This is a genomic window from Streptomyces sp. NPDC007945 (assembly GCF_042958885.1).
GTDB lineage: Bacteria > Actinomycetota > Actinomycetes > Streptomycetales > Streptomycetaceae > Streptomyces.
In genome coordinates this window covers 128,695-150,071 of record NZ_JBIBJV010000004.1, presented here as the reverse complement: position 1 = coordinate 150,071, position 21,377 = coordinate 128,695, and the positions used below count along the sequence as shown (strand labels likewise).

General features: G+C 75.4%; 27 protein-coding genes. 12 read left to right on the top strand and 15 right to left on the bottom strand.

The window, feature by feature from the left end; translation table 11 throughout:
- Positions 1–18 precede the first annotated feature (18 nt).
- Positions 19–267 (top strand): type B 50S ribosomal protein L31, encoded by a 249-nt coding sequence (locus ACFZCF_RS14865; RefSeq protein ID WP_169092250.1) that lies wholly within the window; start codon positions 19–21, stop codon positions 265–267.
- A gap of 83 nt (positions 268–350) precedes the next feature.
- On the opposite strand, the gene ACFZCF_RS14860 is transcribed toward ACFZCF_RS14865, so the two are convergent.
- The 4 genes from ACFZCF_RS14860 to ACFZCF_RS14845 form a co-directional block, all read right to left on the bottom strand.
- Positions 351–848: a peptidylprolyl isomerase gene (locus ACFZCF_RS14860; protein WP_388447901.1), complete on the bottom strand. Its 498-nt coding sequence runs from the start codon at positions 846–848 to the stop codon at positions 351–353.
- 119 nt (positions 849–967) lie between these two features.
- On the bottom strand, positions 968–1,180 hold the full coding sequence (locus ACFZCF_RS14855; protein WP_388447903.1) for a hypothetical protein: 213 nt from the start codon (positions 1,178–1,180) through the stop codon (positions 968–970).
- Positions 1,181–1,270: 90 nt separating this feature from the next.
- The gene (locus ACFZCF_RS14850) at positions 1,271–2,008 is read right to left on the bottom strand and encodes a response regulator (RefSeq protein WP_388447905.1); all 738 of its coding nucleotides are present in this window, start codon (positions 2,006–2,008) and stop codon (positions 1,271–1,273) included.
- Complete coding sequence (locus ACFZCF_RS14845; RefSeq protein WP_391286768.1) at positions 2,005–3,234, bottom strand: histidine kinase; 1,230 nt, start codon at positions 3,232–3,234, stop codon at positions 2,005–2,007. The genes ACFZCF_RS14850 and ACFZCF_RS14845 overlap by 4 nt, the downstream gene beginning before the upstream one ends.
- Before the next feature lie 133 nt (positions 3,235–3,367).
- On the opposite strand from ACFZCF_RS14845, the gene ACFZCF_RS14840 reads away from it, so the two are divergent.
- Positions 3,368–4,276, top strand: coding sequence for an ABC transporter ATP-binding protein (locus tag ACFZCF_RS14840; RefSeq protein ID WP_388447909.1), 909 nt, complete (start codon positions 3,368–3,370; stop codon positions 4,274–4,276).
- A complete protein-coding gene (locus tag ACFZCF_RS14835) occupies positions 4,273–5,097 on the top strand; it encodes an ABC transporter permease (protein ID WP_391286767.1) in 825 nt (274 codons plus the stop codon). Before ACFZCF_RS14840 ends, ACFZCF_RS14835 begins: the two co-directional genes overlap by 4 nt.
- 15 nt (positions 5,098–5,112) lie before the next feature.
- Here the strand turns inward: ACFZCF_RS14835 and ACFZCF_RS14830 are convergent, their stop codons facing one another.
- Together ACFZCF_RS14830 and ACFZCF_RS14825 are read right to left on the bottom strand one after the other, a co-directional pair.
- Positions 5,113–5,973, bottom strand: coding sequence for a YhjD/YihY/BrkB family envelope integrity protein (locus ACFZCF_RS14830; protein ID WP_388447913.1), 861 nt, complete (start codon positions 5,971–5,973; stop codon positions 5,113–5,115).
- A gap of 69 nt (positions 5,974–6,042) precedes the next feature.
- Positions 6,043–6,513, bottom strand: a complete 471-nt coding sequence (locus tag ACFZCF_RS14825) for a winged helix-turn-helix transcriptional regulator (RefSeq protein WP_391286766.1) — start codon at positions 6,511–6,513, stop codon at positions 6,043–6,045.
- 115 nt (positions 6,514–6,628) lie between these two features.
- Between ACFZCF_RS14825 and ACFZCF_RS14820 the strand changes: the two genes are divergently transcribed.
- Positions 6,629–7,147 (top strand): hotdog fold thioesterase, encoded by a 519-nt coding sequence (locus ACFZCF_RS14820; protein ID WP_391286765.1) that lies wholly within the window; start codon positions 6,629–6,631, stop codon positions 7,145–7,147.
- A 22-nt stretch (positions 7,148–7,169) separates the two neighbouring features.
- Here ACFZCF_RS14820 and ACFZCF_RS14815 read toward each other — a convergent pair whose 3' ends face one another.
- Complete coding sequence (locus tag ACFZCF_RS14815; protein ID WP_388447920.1) at positions 7,170–7,535, bottom strand: luciferase family protein; 366 nt, start codon at positions 7,533–7,535, stop codon at positions 7,170–7,172.
- Positions 7,536–8,039: 504 nt separating this feature from the next.
- Between ACFZCF_RS14815 and ACFZCF_RS14810 the strand changes: the two genes are divergently transcribed.
- The 3 genes from ACFZCF_RS14810 to ACFZCF_RS14800 all read left to right on the top strand — a co-directional run bounded on the left by ACFZCF_RS14810 (position 8,040) and on the right by ACFZCF_RS14800 (position 10,960).
- Positions 8,040–8,909, top strand: a complete 870-nt coding sequence (locus ACFZCF_RS14810) for an AAA family ATPase (protein ID WP_388447924.1) — start codon at positions 8,040–8,042, stop codon at positions 8,907–8,909.
- On the top strand, positions 8,906–10,306 hold the full coding sequence (locus tag ACFZCF_RS14805; protein ID WP_391286764.1) for a VWA domain-containing protein: 1,401 nt from the start codon (positions 8,906–8,908) through the stop codon (positions 10,304–10,306). Before ACFZCF_RS14810 ends, ACFZCF_RS14805 begins: the two co-directional genes overlap by 4 nt.
- A 63-nt stretch (positions 10,307–10,369) precedes the next feature.
- Positions 10,370–10,960 (top strand): nucleosidase, encoded by a 591-nt coding sequence (locus ACFZCF_RS14800; protein WP_388447928.1) that lies wholly within the window; start codon positions 10,370–10,372, stop codon positions 10,958–10,960.
- An 18-nt stretch (positions 10,961–10,978) separates the two neighbouring features.
- On the opposite strand, the gene ACFZCF_RS14795 is transcribed toward ACFZCF_RS14800, so the two are convergent.
- From ACFZCF_RS14795 to ACFZCF_RS14780, 4 genes are all read right to left on the bottom strand, one after another.
- Positions 10,979–11,452 (bottom strand): CocE/NonD family hydrolase C-terminal non-catalytic domain-containing protein, encoded by a 474-nt coding sequence (locus ACFZCF_RS14795; protein ID WP_391286763.1) that lies wholly within the window; start codon positions 11,450–11,452, stop codon positions 10,979–10,981.
- A gap of 162 nt (positions 11,453–11,614) precedes the next feature.
- Complete coding sequence (locus ACFZCF_RS14790; RefSeq protein ID WP_388447932.1) at positions 11,615–12,751, bottom strand: PP2C family protein-serine/threonine phosphatase; 1,137 nt, start codon at positions 12,749–12,751, stop codon at positions 11,615–11,617.
- 1 nt (position 12,752) lies between these two features.
- A complete protein-coding gene (locus ACFZCF_RS14785) occupies positions 12,753–14,240 on the bottom strand; it encodes an MFS transporter (RefSeq protein ID WP_388447934.1) in 1,488 nt (495 codons plus the stop codon).
- On the bottom strand, positions 14,237–14,950 hold the full coding sequence (locus ACFZCF_RS14780) for a TetR/AcrR family transcriptional regulator (RefSeq protein WP_388447936.1): 714 nt from the start codon (positions 14,948–14,950) through the stop codon (positions 14,237–14,239). Before ACFZCF_RS14780 ends, ACFZCF_RS14785 begins: the two co-directional genes overlap by 4 nt.
- Before the next feature lie 295 nt (positions 14,951–15,245).
- Here ACFZCF_RS14780 and ACFZCF_RS14775 point away from each other — a divergent pair, with 295 nt between their 5' ends.
- Positions 15,246–15,830, top strand: coding sequence for a TMEM165/GDT1 family protein (locus ACFZCF_RS14775; RefSeq protein WP_388447938.1), 585 nt, complete (start codon positions 15,246–15,248; stop codon positions 15,828–15,830).
- A gap of 181 nt (positions 15,831–16,011) precedes the next feature.
- On the top strand, positions 16,012–16,332 hold the full coding sequence (locus ACFZCF_RS14770) for a cupin (RefSeq protein WP_388447940.1): 321 nt from the start codon (positions 16,012–16,014) through the stop codon (positions 16,330–16,332).
- Positions 16,333–16,429: 97 nt separating this feature from the next.
- On the opposite strand, the gene ACFZCF_RS14765 is transcribed toward ACFZCF_RS14770, so the two are convergent.
- Positions 16,430–17,764 (bottom strand): Ig-like domain-containing protein, encoded by a 1,335-nt coding sequence (locus ACFZCF_RS14765; protein WP_391286762.1) that lies wholly within the window; start codon positions 17,762–17,764, stop codon positions 16,430–16,432.
- Positions 17,765–17,910: 146 nt separating this feature from the next.
- The gene (locus tag ACFZCF_RS14760; protein ID WP_388447944.1) at positions 17,911–18,396 is read right to left on the bottom strand and encodes an SRPBCC family protein; all 486 of its coding nucleotides are present in this window, start codon (positions 18,394–18,396) and stop codon (positions 17,911–17,913) included.
- Between the two features lie 166 nt (positions 18,397–18,562).
- Between ACFZCF_RS14760 and ACFZCF_RS14755 the strand changes: the two genes are divergently transcribed.
- Together ACFZCF_RS14755 and ACFZCF_RS14750 are read left to right on the top strand one after the other, a co-directional pair.
- Complete coding sequence (locus tag ACFZCF_RS14755) at positions 18,563–19,168, top strand: helix-turn-helix transcriptional regulator (RefSeq protein ID WP_391286761.1); 606 nt, start codon at positions 18,563–18,565, stop codon at positions 19,166–19,168.
- An 88-nt stretch (positions 19,169–19,256) separates the two neighbouring features.
- Positions 19,257–19,715, top strand: coding sequence for a redoxin domain-containing protein (locus ACFZCF_RS14750; RefSeq protein WP_391286760.1), 459 nt, complete (start codon positions 19,257–19,259; stop codon positions 19,713–19,715).
- 128 nt (positions 19,716–19,843) lie between these two features.
- Here the strand turns inward: ACFZCF_RS14750 and ACFZCF_RS14745 are convergent, their stop codons facing one another.
- A complete protein-coding gene (locus tag ACFZCF_RS14745; protein WP_388447951.1) occupies positions 19,844–20,212 on the bottom strand; it encodes an SHOCT domain-containing protein in 369 nt (122 codons plus the stop codon).
- Positions 20,213–20,218: 6 nt separating this feature from the next.
- A complete protein-coding gene (locus ACFZCF_RS14740) occupies positions 20,219–20,707 on the bottom strand; it encodes a DUF6325 family protein (RefSeq protein WP_388447953.1) in 489 nt (162 codons plus the stop codon).
- Between the two features lie 131 nt (positions 20,708–20,838).
- Between ACFZCF_RS14740 and ACFZCF_RS14735 the strand changes: the two genes are divergently transcribed.
- Entirely contained in the window at positions 20,839–21,243 is a 405-nt protein-coding gene (locus tag ACFZCF_RS14735; protein WP_388447955.1) for an SHOCT domain-containing protein, read from the top strand.
- Positions 21,244–21,377 lie beyond the last annotated feature (134 nt).

Sequence of the window (21,377 nt, the reverse complement as noted above, 5' to 3'; positions counted from 1 at the left end):
CCGAGGCGAGGAGGTCCCGTGCAGCAGGACAAGCAGCCCGACTACCGGCCCGTGGTCTTCCGCGACCGCTCGGCGGGGTACGCGTTCCTGACCCGGTCGACGGCGACGAGCGAGCGGACCATCGAGTGGGACGACGGCAACACCTATCCGGTGATCGACGTCGAGATCTCGTCGGAGAGCCACCCGTTCTTCACGGGGAAGGCGCGGACGGTCGACACGGAGGGCCGGATCGCCAAGTTCGAGCGCCGGTACGGCGAGGGCGGCTGAGGCACCGGGAAGGCCGGGGCGGGCGGGTGTCGTCGTGACGTCGCCCTGCCCGCCCCGTTCCGCGGGGTGTCGCCGGGGGCGGGTCAGCCCTCGACGACGCCGGACTTGGCGATCTTGATGGAGGCCTTGGTGGCGCCGGAGGGGGAGCCCAGGGCCTCGATCTGCTTGACGATGTCCTGGCCCTCGACGACCTCGCCGAAGACGACGTGCTTGCCGTCGAGCCAGTCGGTGACGATCGTGGTGATGAAGAACTGCGAACCGTTGGTGTTGCGGCCCGCGTTCGCCATCGAGAGCAGGAACGGGCGGTCGTGCTTCAGCTTGAAGTTCTCGTCCTCGAACTTCGCGCCGTAGATGCTCTTGCCGCCGGTGCCGTTGTGGTTGGTGAAGTCACCGCCCTGGAGCATGAAGGCGGGGATGACGCGGTGGAAGCCGGAGCCCTCGTAGCCGAAGCCGTGCTGGCCGGTGGCGAGCTCGCGGAAGTTCTGCGCGGTCTTCGGGACGACCTCGTCGAACAGGTTGAAGACGATCCGCCCGGCCGGCTTGTCGTCGATGGTGATGTCGAAGAAAACGTTGTTGCTCATGGGGACATCCTTTCATCACCCGCGCGCCGCGCGCGCCCGGGCCGCCCTCCGGCGGGTCACGACGCACCGGTGCCCCGCGCCGACAGGGACGCGGGGCACCGGAGACAGTGGGGCGAGGCTCAGCCGAGTCCCTTCCCCGCGCCGTCGGCGACGACGCCCTCCACGGTCGCGACGGTCTCGTGGAGGACGGCCCCGGCGCCGTCCTCCTGGAGGAGCCCGGTGGCCCCACCGAGCGGGCTCTCCGCGGCGCTGGCCTGCGGCGGCGGGGTGACGAGGGCGGTGACGACGCCTGCGGCGAGGGAGGCGATGGCGAGCATGCTGCGCTTCTTCATGCCCTGGTCAACTGCCGGGAGCGAAAAGAGTTACGGCCGCACCGCCGCCGGTGGGTCGTCCCCGCCCGGCAGGCGGCGGAGTCGGGCCCGTCATCCGTCAACTCGCCCCGGGGAGGCGGCGGCTCCGGTGGCGACGAGGCCGGCCTCATAGGCGAGGATCACGAGATGGACGCGGTCGCGGGCGTCGAGCTTGGCGAGGAGCCGGGTGACGTAGGTCTTCACGGTGGCGGGGGTGATGTGGAGCTCCGCGGCGATCTCCGCGTTCGACAGTCCGCGGCCGACGAGGGTGAGGACCTCCCGCTCGCGTCCGGTGGTGCGTCCGGCGACGTGGCGGGCGGCGGGGGTCGGCCCGTCCGGGGCGGCGGGCCCGGCGTCGCGGGTGCGGCGGGTGAACTCCTTGATGAGCCGTCCGGTGACCGCGGGGGCGATGAGGGCGTCGCCGGCGGCGACCACGCGGACGGCGGCGAGGATGTCGTCCATCGCCATGTCCTTGACGAGGAACCCGGAGGCGCCCGCGTGCAGCGCGCCGTAGACGTGGTCGTCGTCGTCGAAGGTCGTCAGGACGACGACGCGGGCGCCGGAGCGGCCCTCCGTGATCCTCCGGGTCGCCTCGACGCCGTCCGTGCCGGGCATCCGCAGGTCCATGACGACGACGTCGGCGCCGGTCTCCTCGACGAGCCGGACGGCCTCCGCGCCGTCGGACGCCTCCCCGGCGACGCGGAGGTCCTCGGTCTCCGCCATGACCATGCGCAGCGCGGTGCGCACCAGCGGCTGGTCGTCGGCGAGGACGACCCGGACGGGGTGCGGGGCGGGGGTGGGGTCGCTCATGCGGGGTCGTCTCCTGGGGGGACGGGCAGGTGGGCGGTGACGCGGAAGCCTCCGTCGGGGCGGGGCCCCGCGGTGAACTCTCCGTGGAGCAGTCCGACGCGCTCGCGCATGCCGACCAGGCCGTAGCCGGAGCCGCCGGTGGCCGGCGCGCGCCGGGGGCCGGGCACGGCGCCGGGGTTGTCGACGGTGAGGGCGAGCACGCCGGGGTCGCGGTGGTCGACGGTGACGGTGCAGCGGTCGGCGCCGGAGTGGCGGACCACGTTGGTGACGGACTCCTGGAGGACCCGGAAGGCGGAGTGGTCGATGTCGGGCGGCAGGCGCCGCGGGGCGCCGACCCGGCGGACGGTGACGCGCACTCCGGCGGCGCCGGTGGTCTCGGCGAGCCGGTCGAGGGCGGCGAGCCCGGGCGGCTCGGTGGGCGCGGGTCCGCCGGCCGTACCGGGGGCGTCGGCGCCGCGCAGGGCGCCGAGCATGCGGCGGAGGCCGGCGAGGGTCTCCCGGCTGGCGGCCTCGATCTCGTCGAGGGCCGCGCGGGCCAGTTCGGGGCGCTTGTCGATGACGAGGCGGGCGGCTCCGGCCTGGAGGGCGACGATGCCGATGCTGTGGGCGACGGTGTCGTGCATCTCCCGGGCGATCCTGAGCCGTTCGGCGGTGACGGCCTGTCCCGCGGCGCGGGTGCGGGTCTCCTCGGCGTGCAGCCGGTTCTGGCGCGCGGAGCGGCCGAGGAGCCAGACGGCGGCGGCGGTGGCGACCACGGCGAGGGCCGTGGTGGTGCCCGCGGTCCAGCCGGCGAGGGCCCGGACGGCGAGGTGGCCGAGGACGGTGCCGACCGCGAGGACGAGGGCGCGTTCGGACTCCTTGGCGGGCCGCCGGTCGGCGAGGGCGTAGAGGGCCACGTCGACGGCGAGGTACTGGGCGAGCGGGATGGCCGTGACGCCCAGCGGCGTGGAGCCGAGGACCGCGGCGGCGAGCAGGTGGCCGAGGGCGGCGGTGGGCCGGCGTTCGAGGAGCGCGCTTCCGCGCAGGGCGAGGGCGGTGGCGAGGCCGAGCATGGTGAGCCCGTCCCAGCGGAGGAAGACGACGCCGGCGAGGACGTCGGCCTCCTGCTGGCCGGGCAGCCGCACCCGCAGGAGCACGGTGAAGAGGAGCCCGGCGAGCCAGGCGAGCGCGGCCCACCAGCCGGGGGTGACCCGTGTGCGGAGGGGCGCCTGCGCGGTCTCTGACATCCGGTGATCGTAGAGCGCGGTGCCGGGGCGGGGCATCGACCCCTGGTCGTACGACCGGGGGTGACGGTGGATCACGTCGTTGTCCGTCCTGGTCGGATGCCCGGGGGCGGGCCCCGGCGGCACCGTGGTGGACATGATCGAAGCCAGGGAACTCACCAAGCGCTACGGCGCCACCACCGCGGTCGACGGGCTGACCTTCACCGTGCGACCGGGCCGGGTCACCGGCTTCCTCGGGCCCAACGGGGCCGGGAAGAGCACCACGCTGCGGATGGTCCTCGGCCTGCACGCGCCGACGGCCGGCACCGTGACGGTCGGGGGCCGGCGGTTCGCGGACCGGCCGCGCGGGCTGCGGCACGTGGGCGCGCTCCTCGACGCCTCGGACGCGCACGGCGGGCGGACCGCCCGGGCGCACCTCGCGGCCCTCGCGCGGAGCAACCGGATCCCGCTCGCGCGGGTCGACGCGGTGCTGGAGGAGGTCGGGCTCGCCGCCGCGGCGCGGCGGCGGATCGGCGGCTTCTCGCTGGGGATGCGACAGCGGCTCGGCATCGCGGGCGCCTTGCTGGGCGATCCGCCGGTGCTGCTGTTCGACGAGCCGTTGAACGGGCTCGACCCGGAGGGGGTCCGCTGGGTGCGGGGCCTGTTCCGGCGGCTCGCGGCGGAGGGGCGGACGGTGTTCGTCTCCAGCCATCTGATGAGCGAGATGGAGCACACCGCGGACGAGCTGGTGGTGGTCGGCCGGGGCCGGCTGATCGCCGAGGAGGGCCTGGCGGAGTTCGCGGCGCGCGGGGCGCGGCCGAGCGTGGTGGTGGGGACGCGGTCCCCGGGGGTGCTGACGCCGCTGCTGCTGGCCGCGGGCGCGGAGGTGGTCACGGAGCGGGGCCGGCTGACGGTGACGGGGCTGAGCGCGGCGCGGATCGGCGAACTGGCGGCGGAGCACCGGGTGGTCCTCGACGGGCTGACGCCGCGGGGGGCCTCGCTGGAGGAGGCGTTCATGGAACTGACGGCGGAGAGCGCCGACTACACGGCGGGAGGTGCGCGATGACGACGGCGGTCGCTTCGCTGAGGGAGCCGCGGGCCCGGTTCCGCGATCTGGTGGCCTCGGAGTGGCTGAGGCTCTGGTCGCTGCGGTCGACGGGCTGGGCGCTGCTCCTCGGCGCGCTCGCGGTGGTGGCGTTCAACGTGGGTACGGCGTGGGACCACTACCGGTACTGGTACGCGTACGACGAGGCGGCGCGGGTGGCGTTCACGGCCGACGGGATGGCCCTCGGGGACGCGTTCACGGGGAACGCGGCGACGGTGCTGGTGCTGTGGTGCGCGGCGATGGGCGCGGTGGCGGTGGTCGGGGAGTACGGCGGCGGGGCGCGGGCGGCGTTCGTGGCGGTGCCGGCGCGCGGGGCGCTGGTCTCGGCGCGGGCGCTGGTCCTCGCCGTGGTGCACGCCGGGTTCGGCGCGGTGGTCGCGGGCGGGTCCTTCTGGGCCTCGCAGGCGGTGCTGTCGCTGCGCGGCGCCGGGGTGTCGTGGGGGCATCCGGGAGCGGTGCGGCTGGTGGTGGCGTCGGCGCTGCTCGCTCCGGTGTGCGCCCTCGCCGGGATGACGCTGGGGGCGCTGCTGCGGCGCGGGGCGGCGGCCGTGGTGGGTGCGGTGGTGGTGCTGCTGGTGGTGCCGATGGTGCTGAGCGAGGAGCGGCGCCTGACGGCGGTGGCCGCGCACACGACGCCGTTCCGGGCGTGGCACCGGCTGGCCGGTGAGGGCGCGGCGGGGCCGTATCCGTGGACGACGGGCGGGGCGTGGCTGGTGTACGGCGCCTGGGCGGTGGCGGCGGTGCTGGTGACGGTGGTCGCGGTGCGCCGGCGGGACCAGTGAGCCGCGGCGGTGCGGTCAGCGGCTCCCGGGGCGGGTGAGGCGGCGGCGGACGAGGGTCTCGTGGACGAGGCGGCCGACGAGGGCGCCGCCGTAGACGACGAAGCCGACGCCGACGAGCCAGGACTGGAGGACGAGGACGGTGCCGAACTGGCCGTAGGTGACGGCGTTGGAGGCGATCAGGGGGGAGAAGACCAGCTGGGAGAAGATCCGCAGGCCGAGGAGGCCGAGGGCGGTGAGGAGGGCGCCGGGGAGCAGGGCGCGCCAGCGGAGGCGGCCGCAGAGGAGGAAGCGCTGGGACCACCAGAAGAAGAGGAAGGTGCCGAGGAGGTCGCCGAGGGCGACGAGGACGGTGACGCCGGCGGGGGCGTGGGCGGGGGCGGGGAAGGCGACGAAGAGGAGGAGGGCGGCGACGAGGACGGCGAGCCAGACGACGTGGCGCCACATGGTGTGCCAGCGGGCGGTGGGGAGGTCCCAGACGCGTTCGTATCCGGTCTGGACGGCGGAGCCGAAGGTGACGCCGAAGGCGGCGAGGGCGGCGAGGCCGAAGGCGGTGGTGCGCTGGAGTGCTTGGCCGGGCTGGCCGAAGAGCTGCTCGACCTCCTCCTCGGAGACCTCGGTGACGCCGAGGCCCTGGACGAGCCAGCGGGCGAAGCCCTGGCCGCGGGAGAGGTCGGCGGCGGCCACGACGATGAGGAGGGGGACGAGGGTGAGGAGGCTGAGGGCGGCGAACCCCATGGCGCGGTGCATGAGTTCCATCGCGCGGCCCCGGTTCCAGACCAGCCCGGCGGGCGACTCGGCGAGCCGGACGTGGCACCGCTGGAACCAGGGGGCGCGGTCGGGCGGCGGGTCGTTCGGCGTACCGGGGGTGCGGGGCATGTCAGGTGCGGTACCCGCCGGAGGGCCGGGTCCCGCAGCGATGCGGCCGAACGGGTGGGGTGCGGGCCGTCAGGCGAGGCGGCGCGCGCCGGGGCCGGGGGTGGCGGTGACCTCGCGGGCGGTGAGGACATCGGCGTCCTCGCCCGCGCACTGGACGACGACCCGGACCGGGGAGCCGCAGTCGGTGTGGCGGATGTCCAGGACGGGGCCCTCGGGGTCGCCGGTGTGGGTGTCGCCCCACTGCTTGAGGGCGAGCATGACGGGCCAGAGGTCGACGCCCTTGGGGGTGAGCCGGTACTCGTGGCGGGTGCGGCTGCCGGGTTCCCGGTACGGCACGCTGCTCAGGACGCCGGCGGCGACGAGCTTGCGGAGCCGGTCGGCGAGGACGGCCTCGGAGAGGCCGATGTGGCGGCGGAAGTCGTCGTAGCGGCGGACGCCGTTGAAGGCGTCGCGCAGGATGAGCAGGCTCCACTTCTCGCCCACCAGGTCCAGGGCGCGGCGGACCGAGCAGTTCTCGGTGTCGATCTCCAGCCACTTCATCGTCCCACTGTAGCCAGCTGGCTCTGTCGTTGACAGTCAGCCGACGCGACGGCTAGCTTCGATCAACAGAGTCAGCTGCCTGGACGGCGGCGGGAAACGACGGAGCGGAGTGGTCATGGGGCGGTCACGCACGGTCGAGTGGGAGGACGCCGGGGCCACGGCGCGGGCGGCGGCCTCGATGGCCGGACTCGACTTCCTGCGCGAGATGATCGCGGGCCGGCTGCCCGGTCCGCCGATCGCGGCGCTGCTGGGCTTCACCCTGGCGGAGGCCGAGCACGGGCGGGCGGTCTTCGTCCTGGAGCCCGGCGAGGAGCACTACAACCCGATCGGCAGCGTGCACGGCGGCGTCTACGCCACGCTCCTCGACTCGGCGGCCGGATGCGCGGTGCACACCACGCTGCCGCTGGGGACCGCGTACACCTCGCTCGACCTGCAGACCCGCTTCCTGCGGCCGATCACGATGGAGACGGGCACGGTGCGGGCCGTCGGCACGGTCCTCTCGCAGGGGCGTCGGACCGCCCTCGCGGAGGCAGGCCTCTACGACGAGGAGGATCGCCTCCTCGCGCACGCCACCAGCACCTGCATGCTCTTCCCGGTCCCCGGCCGGGAACCGGGCGACGGCACTCGCGCCTGACGCCCGGCACGCGCCCGACCGGTCAGCGCTGCGCGAGGACCGGGCGGGCGCGCGTACAGCGGTCGGGGGCCGCGTCGGGGGCCGTGGTGGCCTGGAGGGCGGCGCTGACCAGAGTCGCCAGCAGGTCGATGTCGGAGCCCGCGTCGAGGCGCACCGTCACCCAGCCGGAGCCGGCCCTGAGCCGTACCGCGGTCGAGTTCTGGAGGGCGGGGCGGAGCCGGGCGACCATCGCCCGGGTGAGGTGGACGTCGGCCTCGTGCTCGCCGTGGAAGTGGACGATCTCCTCCGTCGCCGTCCCGAGGCCGAGTTCCGCACCGCAGTGCGTACGGCCACGGGTCAGCGAGGGCCAGCTCATCAGACGTTCACTGGCATGCCTGGCCGTGTTCATACGAGGAGCGTGCCGGGCTCCGGGGCCCCGCACAAGCGCTCTGGCGAAAGAATCGCGTGGAGACCCGAAACAGTGGCCCGCAGAGGGCGATGTGACGGTTTGTCACCACGGTGGGTGGGGCCCGGGCAGCGCTGCGTCACCGCCGCCGGCCCGGCCCGCCGGGTGGGCGCGGACGCGGGCCGCGAGGACGGCGACGGGTGGCGGCGAACCGCGCCGCCTGCTCCAGGACGACCCGGTCGCCCTCGGCGTACGGGCCCCGAACGGCTCAGGGTGACCGCGCCCAGGGGCCGCTCGCGCTCCACGGCGAGCGGGGCGCCGAGGGTGTGGACGAGGGGCGCGCCCGCGACGTCCGGGGTGCGGGGCCGACGTGCGGGGGTCGGGACCGGCGGGGCGGGCGGCGTTCCGCGCGCGGTGCGGGGACGGTTGTGCGGCGGTGCGGGATCTGATCAAGTACAGCCAGAGGCTACCGGCCAGTACGATTCTTCGCTCCCCGGGGGGACAGCCATGACGAACGGGTTCTTCGGCTCCGTCGACGAGGTCACGGAACGGCTCGCGGCCACCGGCTACCTGGCCTCCCCCGCCATCGCCACCACCGTCTTCCTCGCCGACCGGCTCGGCAAGCCGCTCCTGGTCGAGGGCCCCGCCGGCGTCGGGAAGACACAGCTGGCCAAGGCCGTCACCGAGGCGGCGGGCGCCCGGCTCGTGCGGCTCCAGTGCTACGAGGGCGTCGACGAGGCCCGCGCGCTGTACGAGTGGAACCACGCCAAGCAGCTGCTGCGGATCACGGCGGGGCGCGGGGAGTCCTGGGACGAGGCCCGGACGGACATCTTCAGCGAGGAGTTCCTGCTCCCCCGGCCGCTGCTGACCGCGATCCGCTCCGAGGAGCCGACCGTCCTGCTCGTGGACGAGACCGACAAGGCCGACGTCGAGATCGAGGGCCTGCTCCTGGAGGTCCTCGGGGACTTCCAGGTCACCGTGCCCGAGCTGGGCACGATCACCGCGACCCGGCGCCCCTTCACGGTCCTCACCTCCAACGCCGGCCGCGAGCTGACCGAGGCCCTGCGCCGGCGCTGCCTCTTCCTGCACATCGGCTTCCCCGAGGAGGAGCTGGAGCGCCGGATCGTGACGCTCCAGGTGCCCGGCCTCGACGCGGCCCTCGCGGCCTCGGTGGTCCGGGTCGTGGGGGCGCTGCGCGCCATGGACCTGCGCAAGGTGCCGTCCGTGTCGGAGACGATCGACTGGGCGCGGACGCTGCTCGCGCTCGGCGCGGACCGGCTGGACGAGCGGGTGGTACGGGAGACCCTGGGCGTGCTGCTCAAGCACCAGGACGACATCGTGCGGGCCGGGGCCCAGCTCGACCTGGACGCGGTGTGAGCGGCGGCGGCACCGTCCCCGGGACCGCGGCCGAGGGGCCGGCCGCGCGGCTCACCGGCCTCGTGGCGGCGCTGCGCGACCACGGCTTCGGCATCGGGACCGGGGAGACGGTCGACGCCGGGCTCGCGCTCGAAGCGGTCGGGTTCGCCGACCGGGAGCGGATGCGGGAGGCGCTCGCCGCGACCCTGCTGCACGGCGAGCGGCAGCGTCCCGTCTTCGACCGGGTCTTCGACCTGTATTTCCCCGCCGCCGTCACCGCTCCCGGCGGGCACGGCCGCGAGGCCGGTGACGCCGCCGCCCTCGCGGCGCTGCGCACCCGGATCGCCGAGGCGCTCGCCACCGGCGACGCGGCGCTCCTGGACCGGCTGGCGGCGGAGGCGGTCGCGGGTTTCGGCGGGTACGGCTCCGGCCCCGGGACCGACGGCTGGTCCTCGTACCAGGCGCTCTCCCGGGTGCGCCCCGAGACCCTCCTGGCCCGGGTGCGGGCGGCGCGCACGGCGGCCGGGCAGGAGCCGGGCTTCACCGACCGGCTCGTGGACGACGAGATCCGGCGGGCCGTGGAGGGCTTCCGGGAGCGGGTGCGGACCGAGGCACGGCGGCGGGTCGCCGAGCTGCGGGGCCGGGACGAGGTGGCCCGGCGGGCGGTCGCCGTGACCGCGGACCGGGTGGACTTCCTGCTCGCGGGACGGGAGCAGCTGGACGAGCTGCGCCGCACGGTGCGGCCGCTGGCACGGAAGCTGGCGACCCGGCTCGCGGCCCGGCGGCGGCGGGCCGCGCGCGGCGAGATCGATCTGCGCCGGACCCTGCGGGGCTCGTTGTCGACCGGCGGAGTGCCGGTGCGGCCGGTGCTTCGGCGTCGGCGGCCCGGCCGGCCCGAGCTGGTGCTGCTGTGCGACGTGTCCGGTTCGGTGGCCGGCTTCGCCCAGTTCACGATGGTGCTCGTGCAGGCCTTGCGCGACCAGTTCAGCCGGGTGCGGGTGTTCGCGTTCGTCAACCGCTGCGACGAGGTGACCGGGCTGCTGTCGCCGGGCGCGGCGGATCCCGCGGGGCTCGGCGAGCGGATCCTCGCCGGGGCGCGGCTGACCGGCTGGCACGGGCAGAGCGACTACGGGACGGCGCTCGCCGAGTTCGCCGAGCGGTACGCGGACGCCGTCGGCCCCCGCACCGTCGTCTTCGTCCTCGGCGACGCCCGCACCAACAACGCCGACCCGCGCCCGGAGGCGCTGCGGCTGATCGCGCAGCGGGCCCGCCGGGTCCACTGGCTCAATCCCGAGCAGCCCGCCCTGTGGGGCACCGGCGACTCGGTGGCCCCGCTCTACGCGGAGCTCGTGGACATGCGCCCCTGCCGCAACGCCCGCCAGCTCGGCGACCTCGTCACCCGCTTGCTCCCCGTCTGAGGTCGGCCGACCCGGCCGGCCTCGGCTGTACGGCGGTGGCACGGACGTTCTAGCGTGGGGCCCATGGAACTCCTGGGAGAGATCACCTCCGACCGCCCGCTGCTCGTCCTCGCCGTCAAGGAGGAGGCGCAGTTCCTGGACACGTCGCTGCCCGTGCTGCTGACCGGCATAGGCAAGGTGAACGCCGCGGCCGCCCTCGCCACCACCCTGGCCCGGGGGCCGCGCCCCACGGGCGTCGTCAACCTCGGCACCGCGGGTGCGCTGCGCGCGGGCTGGACGGGCACGCACGTCGTCGGAACGGTCGTCCAGCACGACCTGGACGGTGAGGCGCTCGCGCGGCTGACGACGGGCGAGACCTTCGGGGCGCCGATCTCCCTGCCCGACGGCGGAGACGTGGTGCTCGCCACCGGGGACGCGTTCATCTCGGACGAGGCCTCCCGGGCCCGGCTGGCCGAGCAGGCCCCGCTGGTCGACATGGAGGGTTACGCCCTGGCCCACGCCGCGGAGCTCGCCGGGGTGCCGCTGCGGATGGTGAAGCACGTCAGCGACGCGGCCGGCGAGGGCGCCGACCGCACCTGGCGCGAGGCGGTCGCCGCCTGCTCCCGCGAGCTGGCCGACTGGGCGGCGGCCCACATCCCGGCGTACCGCCTGTGACCGACCCGCGCGGGCGGCTCAGCCCAGCGGCAGTTCCAGGAACGACGCGGCCCCGGGCGGGGAGCCGATCTCCGTCCGCGTCCAGGTGACGGTGGCGTCGCCGTACAGCGGGTCCTTGCTGTCGACGACCAGCATCAGTCGGTGGCCCGCCGGGATGTCGTACGCGGCGGCCTGCAGGCGCCAGGTGACGGTGGTGTCCCGGTCGGGCGCCAGGTCATGGACGTTGAGCGGCTCGTGGGTGACGATCCGGGCCGAGTCGTCCTCGGCGACGTCGAAGAGGTGGGCGACGAGACCGGCCGTGCCGGTGGTGGAGCGGACCGTGAGGCGGAGCCCCGGGGCGCCGCGGACACGCCGGCCGACGGGTCCGCCGTCGGCCGCCGCGAGGGGCCCGGTGGTCCAGGCGAGGGCGTGCCGCCGGTCGATCTTGCGGGTGTCGTAGGTCCTCGGGTCGCCGTTCCACTCCTCCTGGCCGGTCCGCAGCGGCTCGCCCATCGCGGTGGCCTCGGTGTCGACCCCCGCGAGGAAACTGCGGCGCCACCCGGTCGCGAGCCCGCCTTCCCCGTTGACGTAGGCCGCCGCGAACGCGGCGGCCCGGAGGGCCGGAGCCGTTCCGGCCCGGTCGGCCCGGGCGCCCGGCGCCCGTCGGACCGGTGGTCAGCGGGGGTCGTCGGGCGCGGCGGGCCCTTCGGTGCGGACGACGAGGAGCGCGGCGACGTCGTCGTCGAGGCCGCCGGCGCCGTAGGCCTCGAGGTCCTGGTGGAGGAGTTCGGGCACCTGCGCGGCGGGGGCGTCGGCCCATTGGCGGGCGCGCTCCTCCAGCGGGTAGAAGACGCCGGCCCGGTCGCGGGTCTCGCTGACGCCGTCGGTGTAGAGCAGCAGCCGGTCGCCGGGCCCGAAGGGGAACTCCTCCACGCGGTGGTGGGAGTCGGCGAGGCCCGTGAGGTTGAGCGGCAGCGAGGGGTCGGCGACCTCCACGCAGGTGACCTCGGTGCCGTGCTGGAGGAGGGGCGCGGGGTGGCCGCAGTTGAGGAGGCGAGCGGTGTCGCCGCCGTCGGGGAGTTCGACCAGCACGACGGTGGCGAAGCGTTCGGCGGCGTCGGATTCGGGGTCCCAGGCGGCGTAGCGGGCCAGCCCCTCGTCGAGCCGGTCGGCGAGGGCGGGCAGGTCGGGGGCGTCGTAGGCGGTGGAGCGGAAGGCGCCGAGGAGGACGGAGGCGGTCTCGACGGCGCCGAGGCCCTTGCCCTGCACGTCGCCGAGCATGATGCGGACGGCGCCGGGGATCTGGACGGCCTCGTAGAAGTCGCCGCCGATGCGGGCCTTGGCGGCGGCGGCCACGTACAGCAGGTGGAGTTCGACGGGCCCGAGCCGGGGCGGCGGTGGGCGGAGCACCACCCGCTGGACGACGTCGGCGACGGCGGTGACCTCGGCCAGGTCCTGCTCGTAGCGGGTGCGGACCGCGCTCACCCAGGCGGAGGCGGCGGTGATGCCGAGGATGAGGCCCTCGCTCGCGAGCAGCTCCTCGGCACCGGGCTCGCCCCGGCCGATGACGAGCAGGGCCCTCAGACCCGCGGCGACCAGCCCCATGCCGACGGTGCCGTACACGCTCCAGGTGGCGGCGGCGAGCGCCGGGACGGTGAACAGGAGGCGGTCGACGCGCTCGGAGTCGGGTGTGACGAGGTCCGCGACGACGACCAGGACCATGACCAGGAGGGGCAGGGCGCGGCCGAGGGTGACCTGGGTCCGCCGCGCGGTGACGAGCCGCGGCCGGGGCCGGGGACCAGCTGCGTGCATTTCATGATCGTACGCAGAACGGGCGGCGCGACCGGCGTGCGGCGTCGGGCTGGCGTGTCCCACCACTCCGGTCACCGCCCGGCCCGCCGTCCCGCCCGCCGCCCCTCGCGGGGAGGGCGAGGGCGGCCGGCAGGGTGAGGGCCGCGAGCAGCGCGAGAGCGGGCAGCGCGATCCCCCGCACGGGGACGAACCCACCACCGGGCACCAGGGCGAGCAGGAGCGCGGCGGTGGCGACGCCGAGGGCGGGGCCGGTGTTCATGGCGGTCTGCTGGAGCCCGCCGGCGACCCCGGCGTGCGCCGCGGGGGCGTGGCGGACGATCGCCGCGGTCGCGGTGACCATGAGGGTGACGAATCCCGCGCCGAGGAGCGCGGCGCCGGTCCCGGTCGCCACCGCTCCCGCGCCTTCGCCGAGGCGGGCGAGGACCAGCACCCCCGAGGTGAGCAGGGCGCCGCCGGCGAGGGCCGTGCCCCGGGGGCCGAGCCGTCGCTGGAGCGGCGGGCAGAACGCGGCGCCGAGCACCATCAGCACGGCGAGCGGCAGGAAGCGCAGCCCGGCGGCGAGCGCGTCGAGCCGCTGCGTCTCCTGGAGGAAGTACGTGGTCACGAAGAGGGTGCCGGAGAGGGCGGCGGAGGCGGCGAGCAGCGCGGCGAGGCCCGCTGCCACCGGCCGACTCCGCAGCAGCGCGGGAGGCAGCAGCGGATCGGTGGCACGTCGCGCGTGGCGTACGAGGGCGAGCGCGGCGAGCGCCGAGGCGGCGAGGGTGACGGCGGCCCGGCCGCCCGCGCCGGGGCGCGGGAGGGTGACGAGCCCGTGCACGAGGAGGCCGAGCGACCCGGCGAGCAGTACGGCACCGAGCGGATCTCCGCCGGCACGCGCGCGTGCGGGAGCCTTGCCGCCGACACGCGCGCGTGCGGGGTCCGTCGGGCGGGGCTCGCGGACGGTGAGGGCGAGGAGCCCGACGGCGAGCGTCGGGGGCACGCCGAGGAGGAAGACCGCGCGCCAGCCGTACGCGGAGACCAGGGCGCCGCCGAGGAGGGGGCCTGCCGCGGCGGCGAGCCCGATGGCGCCGGTGCGCAGCGCGATGGGGCCGGTGAGCCGGTCCGCCGGGTAGGCGGTGCGGAGCATCCCGAGGGTGGCGGGCTGGAGCAGCGCCCCGCAGATCCCCTGGAGGACCCGGAGGAGGACGACGGCCCCGATGCCGGGGGCGAGCGCGATCCCGGCGGAGGCGGCGGCGAAGCCGAGGGCGCCGAGGGCGAAGACCCGGTGGTGGCCGTGGCGGTCGCCGAGCCGCCCGGCGAGGACGAGGAGGCTCGCGACGGCGACGAGGTAGCCGGTGCTGGTCCACTGGACCTGGGCGACACCGGTGTGCAGCTCGCGCTGGAGGGCGGGCTGGGCGAGCGTCAGGACGGTGCCGTCGAGGGCGACGACGGCGGCGCCCGTGACGCTGCAGACGAGGGTGCGGACCGGGGTGGCCCGGGCGGGGCTCACCGGGCGGGGTCCGCCGGGCCGAGGTGGGCGTCGAGCGTGGCGCGGACGAGGGACTCGGGGTCGTCGGAGCCGGTGGCCAGGGCGAGGCTGCCCCAGTGGGCGAGCTGGGCGAGGCCGTGGAGGTTCGCCCAGAGGGCGCCCGCGGCGGTGACCGGGTCAACGCCGGTGGTGGCGGCGGGACGGAGTCGGGCGACGAGGGCGGTGAGCCGGGCGAAGAGCGGCAGGCTCGTCTCGCGCAGCCCCAGCCGGCCGCTCTCCAGCAGGTCGTGGCGGAACATCAGCTCGTACATGCCGCGCCGCTCGGCGGCGTACGCGAGGTAGCAGCGGGCGAGGAGCTCGGCCCGCGCCCGGGGACCGGCGTCGGTGCGGTCGGCCTCCCGGTCCGCCTCGGCGACCCGGGCGGCGAGTTCGGCGAAGCCCTCGCGGGCGATGGCCGAGAGCAGGTCGAGGTGGGTGGGGAACCACCGGCGGGGCGCTCCGTGGGAGACGCCCGCGCGGCGGGCGATCTCGCGGAGGGTGAGGGCCTGGGCGCCCTCGGCGTCGACGAGGGCGACGCCGGTCCTGACGAGCCGCTCGCGCAGCCCGCCGCGGCTGTCGTCGCCGCCGGGCGCGTCGCCGTAGGCGTCCCCGTGGACCCGACCGTCAGGGCGGTCCGGAGGGGCGGGCTGATCCGGGGAGGTGGGTTGATCCTGAGGTGAAGGGTGAGACATAGACACTGTCTACCACCTTCCGTAGACAGCGTCTACGAACCCCGGCGATCGATCGGATAGACTGGTGGACAGCGAAGGGGAGTAGCCCTGCGAACCGGTCGTCGACACACTGGAGCCCCCGGGTTCCCGGTGACCGGGTCCGCGCGTGACGCGGACGGGCGAGACCTTCGGCCAGGCATCACCGCGTCCACGCCTCCGTGGGCGTGGTCCGTCATGCCGGGCCGAGTGGTCCTCCCGTCGCCCACCGAGGTGCCGTGCGGAGCCACAGGGCCCGGACCGAGCAGAGAGCGCCGGTATGCACCTCGACCCCTTGGCGATCGTCACCGCCTTCGGGCTCATCTTCCTCGCCGAGCTTCCCGACAAGACGATGTTCGCGTCGCTCGCCATGGGCACGCGCATGCGTCCCCTGTACGTGTGGTTCGGCACCTCCGCGGCCTTCGCGGTGCACGTCGCCATCGCCGTCGGCGCCGGCAGCCTCCTCGGGCTGCTCCCCGGCTGGATCGTCAAACTCGTCTCCGCGCTGATGTTCGGCTTCGGCGCGTTCGTCCTGCTGCGCGCCGGGGGCGACGACGAGGAGGACGACGCGGGCGGCAAGACGGTCACCGGCTTCTGGCCGGTGTTCTCCACCGCCTTCATGGCCGTGTTCATCAGCGAATGGGGCGACCTGACCCAGATCACCACCGCCAACCTCGCCGCCACCAACGGCACCGCGTCGACCGCCGTCGGCTCCTTCCTGGCGCTGACCTCGGTCTCCGCCCTGGCCCTCGTCGCCGGCCGCTTCATCGCCAAGCGGGTGCCGCTGAAGACGGTCCAGCGCGTCGGCGGCGTCTGCATGGCGGGCCTCGCCCTCTGGTCCCTCGTCGAGGTCTTCACCGGCTGACGCGCCCGCCGCCCGACCTCCGGGGCCGTACCCGCACACGCGCGGGTGCGGCCCCGGGGTCGTACCCACGTGATGGCCTCAAGGGGTCGGGCCCCGACCGAGCGACACCGGCCCTCGGCGGCGGGGAGAGCGCGCACCGGCCCCGAGTTGCGGCCTCGCGCGCGGTCAGGAGGCTGAGGGTATGAACCTGGACCTCACCGCCCTCGCCGACGAGCACCTGGCCGCCGCCCGCTCCGCGCCGCACGGGCGCAGCGCGCATCTGGTGCTGCACGACGGGGTGCTGCGGCAGACCGTGATCGCGCTGACGGCCGGGACGGCCCTGGACGAGCACAACGCTCCCCCGGCGGCCAGCCTCCAGGTGCTGACCGGGCGGGTGCGGCTGACCAGCCCGGACCGGACGCACGAGGTCTCCAGGGGCGAGTTGCGGGAGATCCCCAAGGTGCGCCACGGGCTGACCGCGGTGGAGGACAGCGTGGTGCTCCTGACGGCCGTCAACGACTGATCTACGCGGTGTTCGGCGCGGGCGTCGACCTGCTGCGGCCCCGAGGACCGGGGCGCCCGTGCCGAGTCGCCGGGCGGCCGGGGTCGCTGAGCCGCCGTCAGACTGCGGGGAGCAGCGGGCCGGCTGAGCCGCGGCCGGAGGTGCGGGCGCCGAGGGCGCTGCCGCGCAGCCACTCGGGCCAGCCGAGGTTCCAGTCGCCGTAGCCGTTGTCGAAGGGCGTCATGACGGCGCCGTACCCGTGGACGACGCGGACGAGGTCGCCCTCGCGGACCGTGCGGTAGAACCAGCGGGCGGCCTCGGGGGACATGCCGGTGCAGCCGTGGCTCACGTCGGCGCTGCCCTGCGCGTCCAGGGACCAGGGGGCGGCGTGCAGGTACTCGCCGCTCCAGGTCACCCGGACGGCCCAGCGCACCTCAAGGTCGTAGAACTCGCGGCTGCCGCGGGCGATGCCGATCGAGTCGCCGCGCATCCGGACCAGGGGCTCCTTCCCGAGGACGACCTTGGTGCCGACCCGGGTGCGGAAGCCGCGCTTGCCGGTGGTGACGGGGATGACGCGGAGCAGCCGGCCGTCGCGGTAGACCCGCATCTCGTGGGCGGCGACGTCGGTGACGGCCTCCACGCGGTCGCCGGTGGTGAAGGCGAGGGGCCGTGAGGGGCCGCCGTGGAGCCGGTCGGTGACGCGGACGCCGTCGAGTCCCGGGCGGACCCGGACGGTGGCGCGGGAGGGCCAGTGGACGCGCGGCCGGTAGTGCAGGGTGTCGGCGTCCACCCAGTGCCAGGCCCCCTCGACCCGGGGTTCGCTGCGTACCTCCAGGGCGCGTTCCACGGTCCGGCGGGCGGCGGGATCATCGGCAGGGACGCGGTGGCTGAGCTCCGCGGTGACGGGCTGGCCCACTCCGTACGTACGGGTCCGCCGGCCGTCCCCGGGGCCGAGGAGCACGGTGAGCCGCTCCCCCGACGGGGCCTTCGCGGTGCGCACGGCGAGCCGGACGGTCCGGCGGCGCGGGCCGTCGCGGCCGGGCTCCTCGACGACGAGCCGGGCGGTGTACGCGCCTCCGGCGGGCAGCGCGACCTCACTGGTCCAGCGGGTGCCGTCGGCGTCGGTGCGGCCGGCGATCCGGCGGCCGCGCCGGTCGGTGACGGTGACGTCGGTGAGCCGGCCGGGGGTGCGCAGGGCGAGTTCGACGGGACCCCGGGCGTCACGGGGCAGGGTGACGGCGGCGGGGGCGTCGGGGGCCGCGGTGGTGGGGTACAGCCGGCACAGGCCGACGGTGGCGGGACAGACGCCGACCGTGAGGATCGCGGGCGCCCGGGCGGTCGCCTCGCCGGGCCGGCCGTCCGCGGGGGGCTGCGCGGCGGCGGTGGTGACGAGGACGGCCCCGACGGCGAGCGAGAGCGCCCCCCACCCCTGTGCGTATCGGCGTGACGGCACGTCGGCCATCCTCCCCTTTCGTCGCCGGCCGGTCGGAAGGTCGGCGGGCGGCCGCCGACCGGAGTATCAGAACCGACGGGGGGAGCAAAAGATGATCAAGGCCGTGGGCGTGGCGGGCGAGAGGTGCGGGAGACGACTCGAATGGGTCAGCGGGGCGGCTCGGGGAGCTCCTCGCCGGTCTCCAGGAGGGACTTCAGGCTGGAGACGATCGCCGGCCAGCCCTCCCCGACGAGCCCCCGCAGGAGGCCGTCCGGTTCCAGGTCGCCGTGGGTGACCGTCAGCCTGACCGTGTCGCCGGAGGGTTCGACCGTGAAGGCCACGGAGGACCGGCGCTCGCGGGCGAGGCGCGCGTACACCTCGTCGTCCAGGCCGACGGCCCGCGCCCATGCGGGGGTGAAGGTGTGCCAGGTGTACGCGAGCCGGCGGCCCGGCACGGCCTCGACGACGACCTGCTCGGGGTCGGCGGTCCGGCGGCCGCCCTCGTCCCAGACCATCGGCGCGCCGGGGGTCCACTCCGACTCGAAGGCCACGCCCCAGTAGCGCCGGGTCAGCTCCGGCTCGGTGAGCGCCTTCCACAGCTCGTCCGGGGTCGTCCTGATGTAGCTGGTGTAGACGTACGCGTCGGTGTCCATGGCGCTGCTCGCTCCTCCGGCCCCCGGTCGTCTCCCCCGTGGTGTCGTGGTGATCCAGCCTAGGCAGGGGCGGGGCCGGGTGCCAGGCAGGACCGGGCGGCCGGGGATGCACCGGCCGTTGAATAGGTGCGGAGGAAACTATTCAACGGACTGCTAGCGTGTCCGGATGTCGCTCAAGCACGCCGTCCTCGCAGCTCTTCTGGAGGGCGAGGCCTCCGGATACGACCTCGCCAAGATCTTCGACGTGTCCGTCGCCAACTTCTGGGCCGCCACCCCGCAGCAGCTCTACCGCGAGCTGGACCGGCTGTCGGAGGCCGGTCTGATCGCGGCCCGGGTGGTCGAGCAGGAACGGCGCCCCAACAAGCGGATGTTCAGCCTCACCACGGAGGGCCGGCGGGATCTCGACTCCTTCACCTCGGTGGCACCCCGCCCGACGGCGGTGCGCGACGAACTGATGGTGCAGGTGCAGGCGTGCGACGGCGGCGACACCGAGGCCGTACGGGGCTTCGTGGCCCGGCACATGGAGCTCTCCCGGGAGAAGCTGGCCCGCTACGAGCGGCTGCGGGAGTGGCTGCTCGGCGGGCGGGACGAGGAGACGTACCTGCGCGAGGCGGAGCGCGTCGGACCATATCTGACGCTGATGCGGGGCCGGCTCCTGGAGGAGGAGAACCTCCGCTGGGGCGAACGGGTGCTCACGGTCCTGGACGCGCGGATCTCCGCGGGCCTCGGCGGGCGTGGGCACGAGGTGACGCCGGCTCCTACCCTGCGGTAGAACTCTCGAGTAGTCCGCCGGGATGGCCGGCGGGCGCGGACCGGGCGGACGCCGGGAGACCGGGGCGCCCGACGAAGGGGCGGACCCCATGAACGTCGGCGATGTCGTCGAGGACTTCACCCTTCCGGATGAGACCGGCGCCCCGCGCTCCCTCTCCGGACTGCTCGCCGAGGGACCGGTCGTCCTCTTCTTCTACCCCGCGGCGATGACGCCCGGCTGCACGGCGGAGGCCTGCCACTTCCGGGACCTGGCCGCGGAGTTCCGCGCGGCGGGCGCGCTGCCGGTGGGCGTGAGCGGCGACGAGGTCGCGAAGCAGAAGGAGTTCACCGAGCGGCACTCGCTCGGCTATCCGCTGCTCTCCGACCCCGACGGTCGCGTGCGGGAGCGCTTCGGCGTGCGGCGCGGCTTCTCGCTCGCGCCGACGAAGCGGGTCACGTTCGTGATCGGGCAGGATCAGCGCGTCAAGGAGGTCGTCCGCAGCGAACTGCGCATGAGCGCCCACGCGGACCGGGCTCTGGCCGCGCTCGCGACCCTGCGCACCGCCTGAACGACGGAACCGCCGACGGGCCGGTTCTCCGGCTGATCCCCTCACGGGGCCGGTTCCGCACGGGGGTCGACCGGCTGCCTGCCGCCCGGCGGGGCCCGGGCCCGTCCGCCCGGGCCCCCTCCTCGGGGTCAGGCCCCGAGGAGCTTGGCCTTCGCGGCGGCGAACTCCTCGGGGGTGAGCAGTCCCTGCTGGGCGAGGGCGCCGAGCCGGGCCAGTTGTTCCGTCAGCCCGCCGGCGTCGGCCCCGCCGCCGGGCGGGGACGCCGCCGGGGCCTGCGGGGGCGGCGCGGCAGGGGCGGCCCGCGGGGGCTGCTCGGCCTCCTGCTGCTCGTACCGGAGGTCGGCGACGGCCTGCTCCTGGTCCTGCTCGCGGCGGGCGTTCCGCGCGGCGCTGCGGCCGGCGGCGTACGCGGCTCCGCCGAGGAGGGCGCCGCGCAGGAGCGGGGCTCCGGCGGGGCGGACCACGGGGCGGACGAGGGGGCGGCGGCGCATGAACATCGGAGGTCAGCTCCTTTCCGCGGCGGCGGCGACCGCCTGCTCGTAGGCGGCGCGCGCCTCGTCCACGTGGGCGTCGGGCACGGGCACCCGGGCCGCGACGCGGCCGCCCGCCTCCCGGATGGCCTCCGCGGCCCGCCCCGCCCAGATGTGCTCGACGAGCAGCATCAGCGCGCAGGAGCCGGGTTCGAGGGACTGGGCGACCTCTGCCGCGTCCTCGGGGCCGAGGAGGTTGGCCTCGGGCCCGATCTCCGCGGTGGCCTCGTCGTACTCCTCGTACTCGATCAGTTCGGAGGTGGAGACCTCCCCGGACGGCGACCGCACCACGACGAGCGAGTCGATCAGCCGCACCTGCCCCTCCTTGCGGAGCTCGGCGATCGCGGCGACGGCCGCCACCTTCAGCCGCTCGCCCGGAAAGGCGAGCACCACACATTCCACCGGTCCCATGGCTCTCCGCTCCTCGGCGGCGGGGCCGCCGTCCGCGTACGGAACGTCCATGCGACCACGCCGGACACGGGTCCGCACGCCGAGGCCCGGACGGGCGGCCACGACGTGCGAGCCCGGACCGGGCGGGTGAGACTCGCTCCAACGCGCGGCCTCCCCGGCCGGCGGGAACGGAGAGTGCGGGAATGGACGACTATCCCCTCCTGAACGTCTTCTGGACGATGCTGTGGTTCTTCCTGTGGATCATGTGGCTCTTCCTGCTCTTCAAGGTGATCACGGACATCTTCCGGGACCACGAGCTGAGCGGCTGGGGCAAGGCCGGCTGGCTGATCTTCTGCATCGTGCTCCCCTACCTCGGCGTGCTGGTCTACGTGATCGCCCGCGGCAAGGGCATGGGGCTGCGTGACGCCAAGCAGGCGAAGGACGCCGAGGCCCGCTTCCAGGAGTACATCCGGCAGACGGCCGGCACCCGGACCGGCGCGGACGCCCCGAGCGCCACCGACGAACTGGCCCGGCTCTCCGCCCTGAGGGAGAAGGGCGCGATCTCCGAGGAGGAGTTCCAGCGGGCGAAGGCCAAGGTCCTCGCCTGACCCCCGGCACACACCCGCCCGCCCCGCGCCGTGGCGTTGCCGACGACGGCGACCAGCGACGAGGAGCAGGCCAGGCCCCGGTGTCCCGGACCCGCACCCTTAATGCGAGTCCGGGATTCCGCTTTGATACGGTC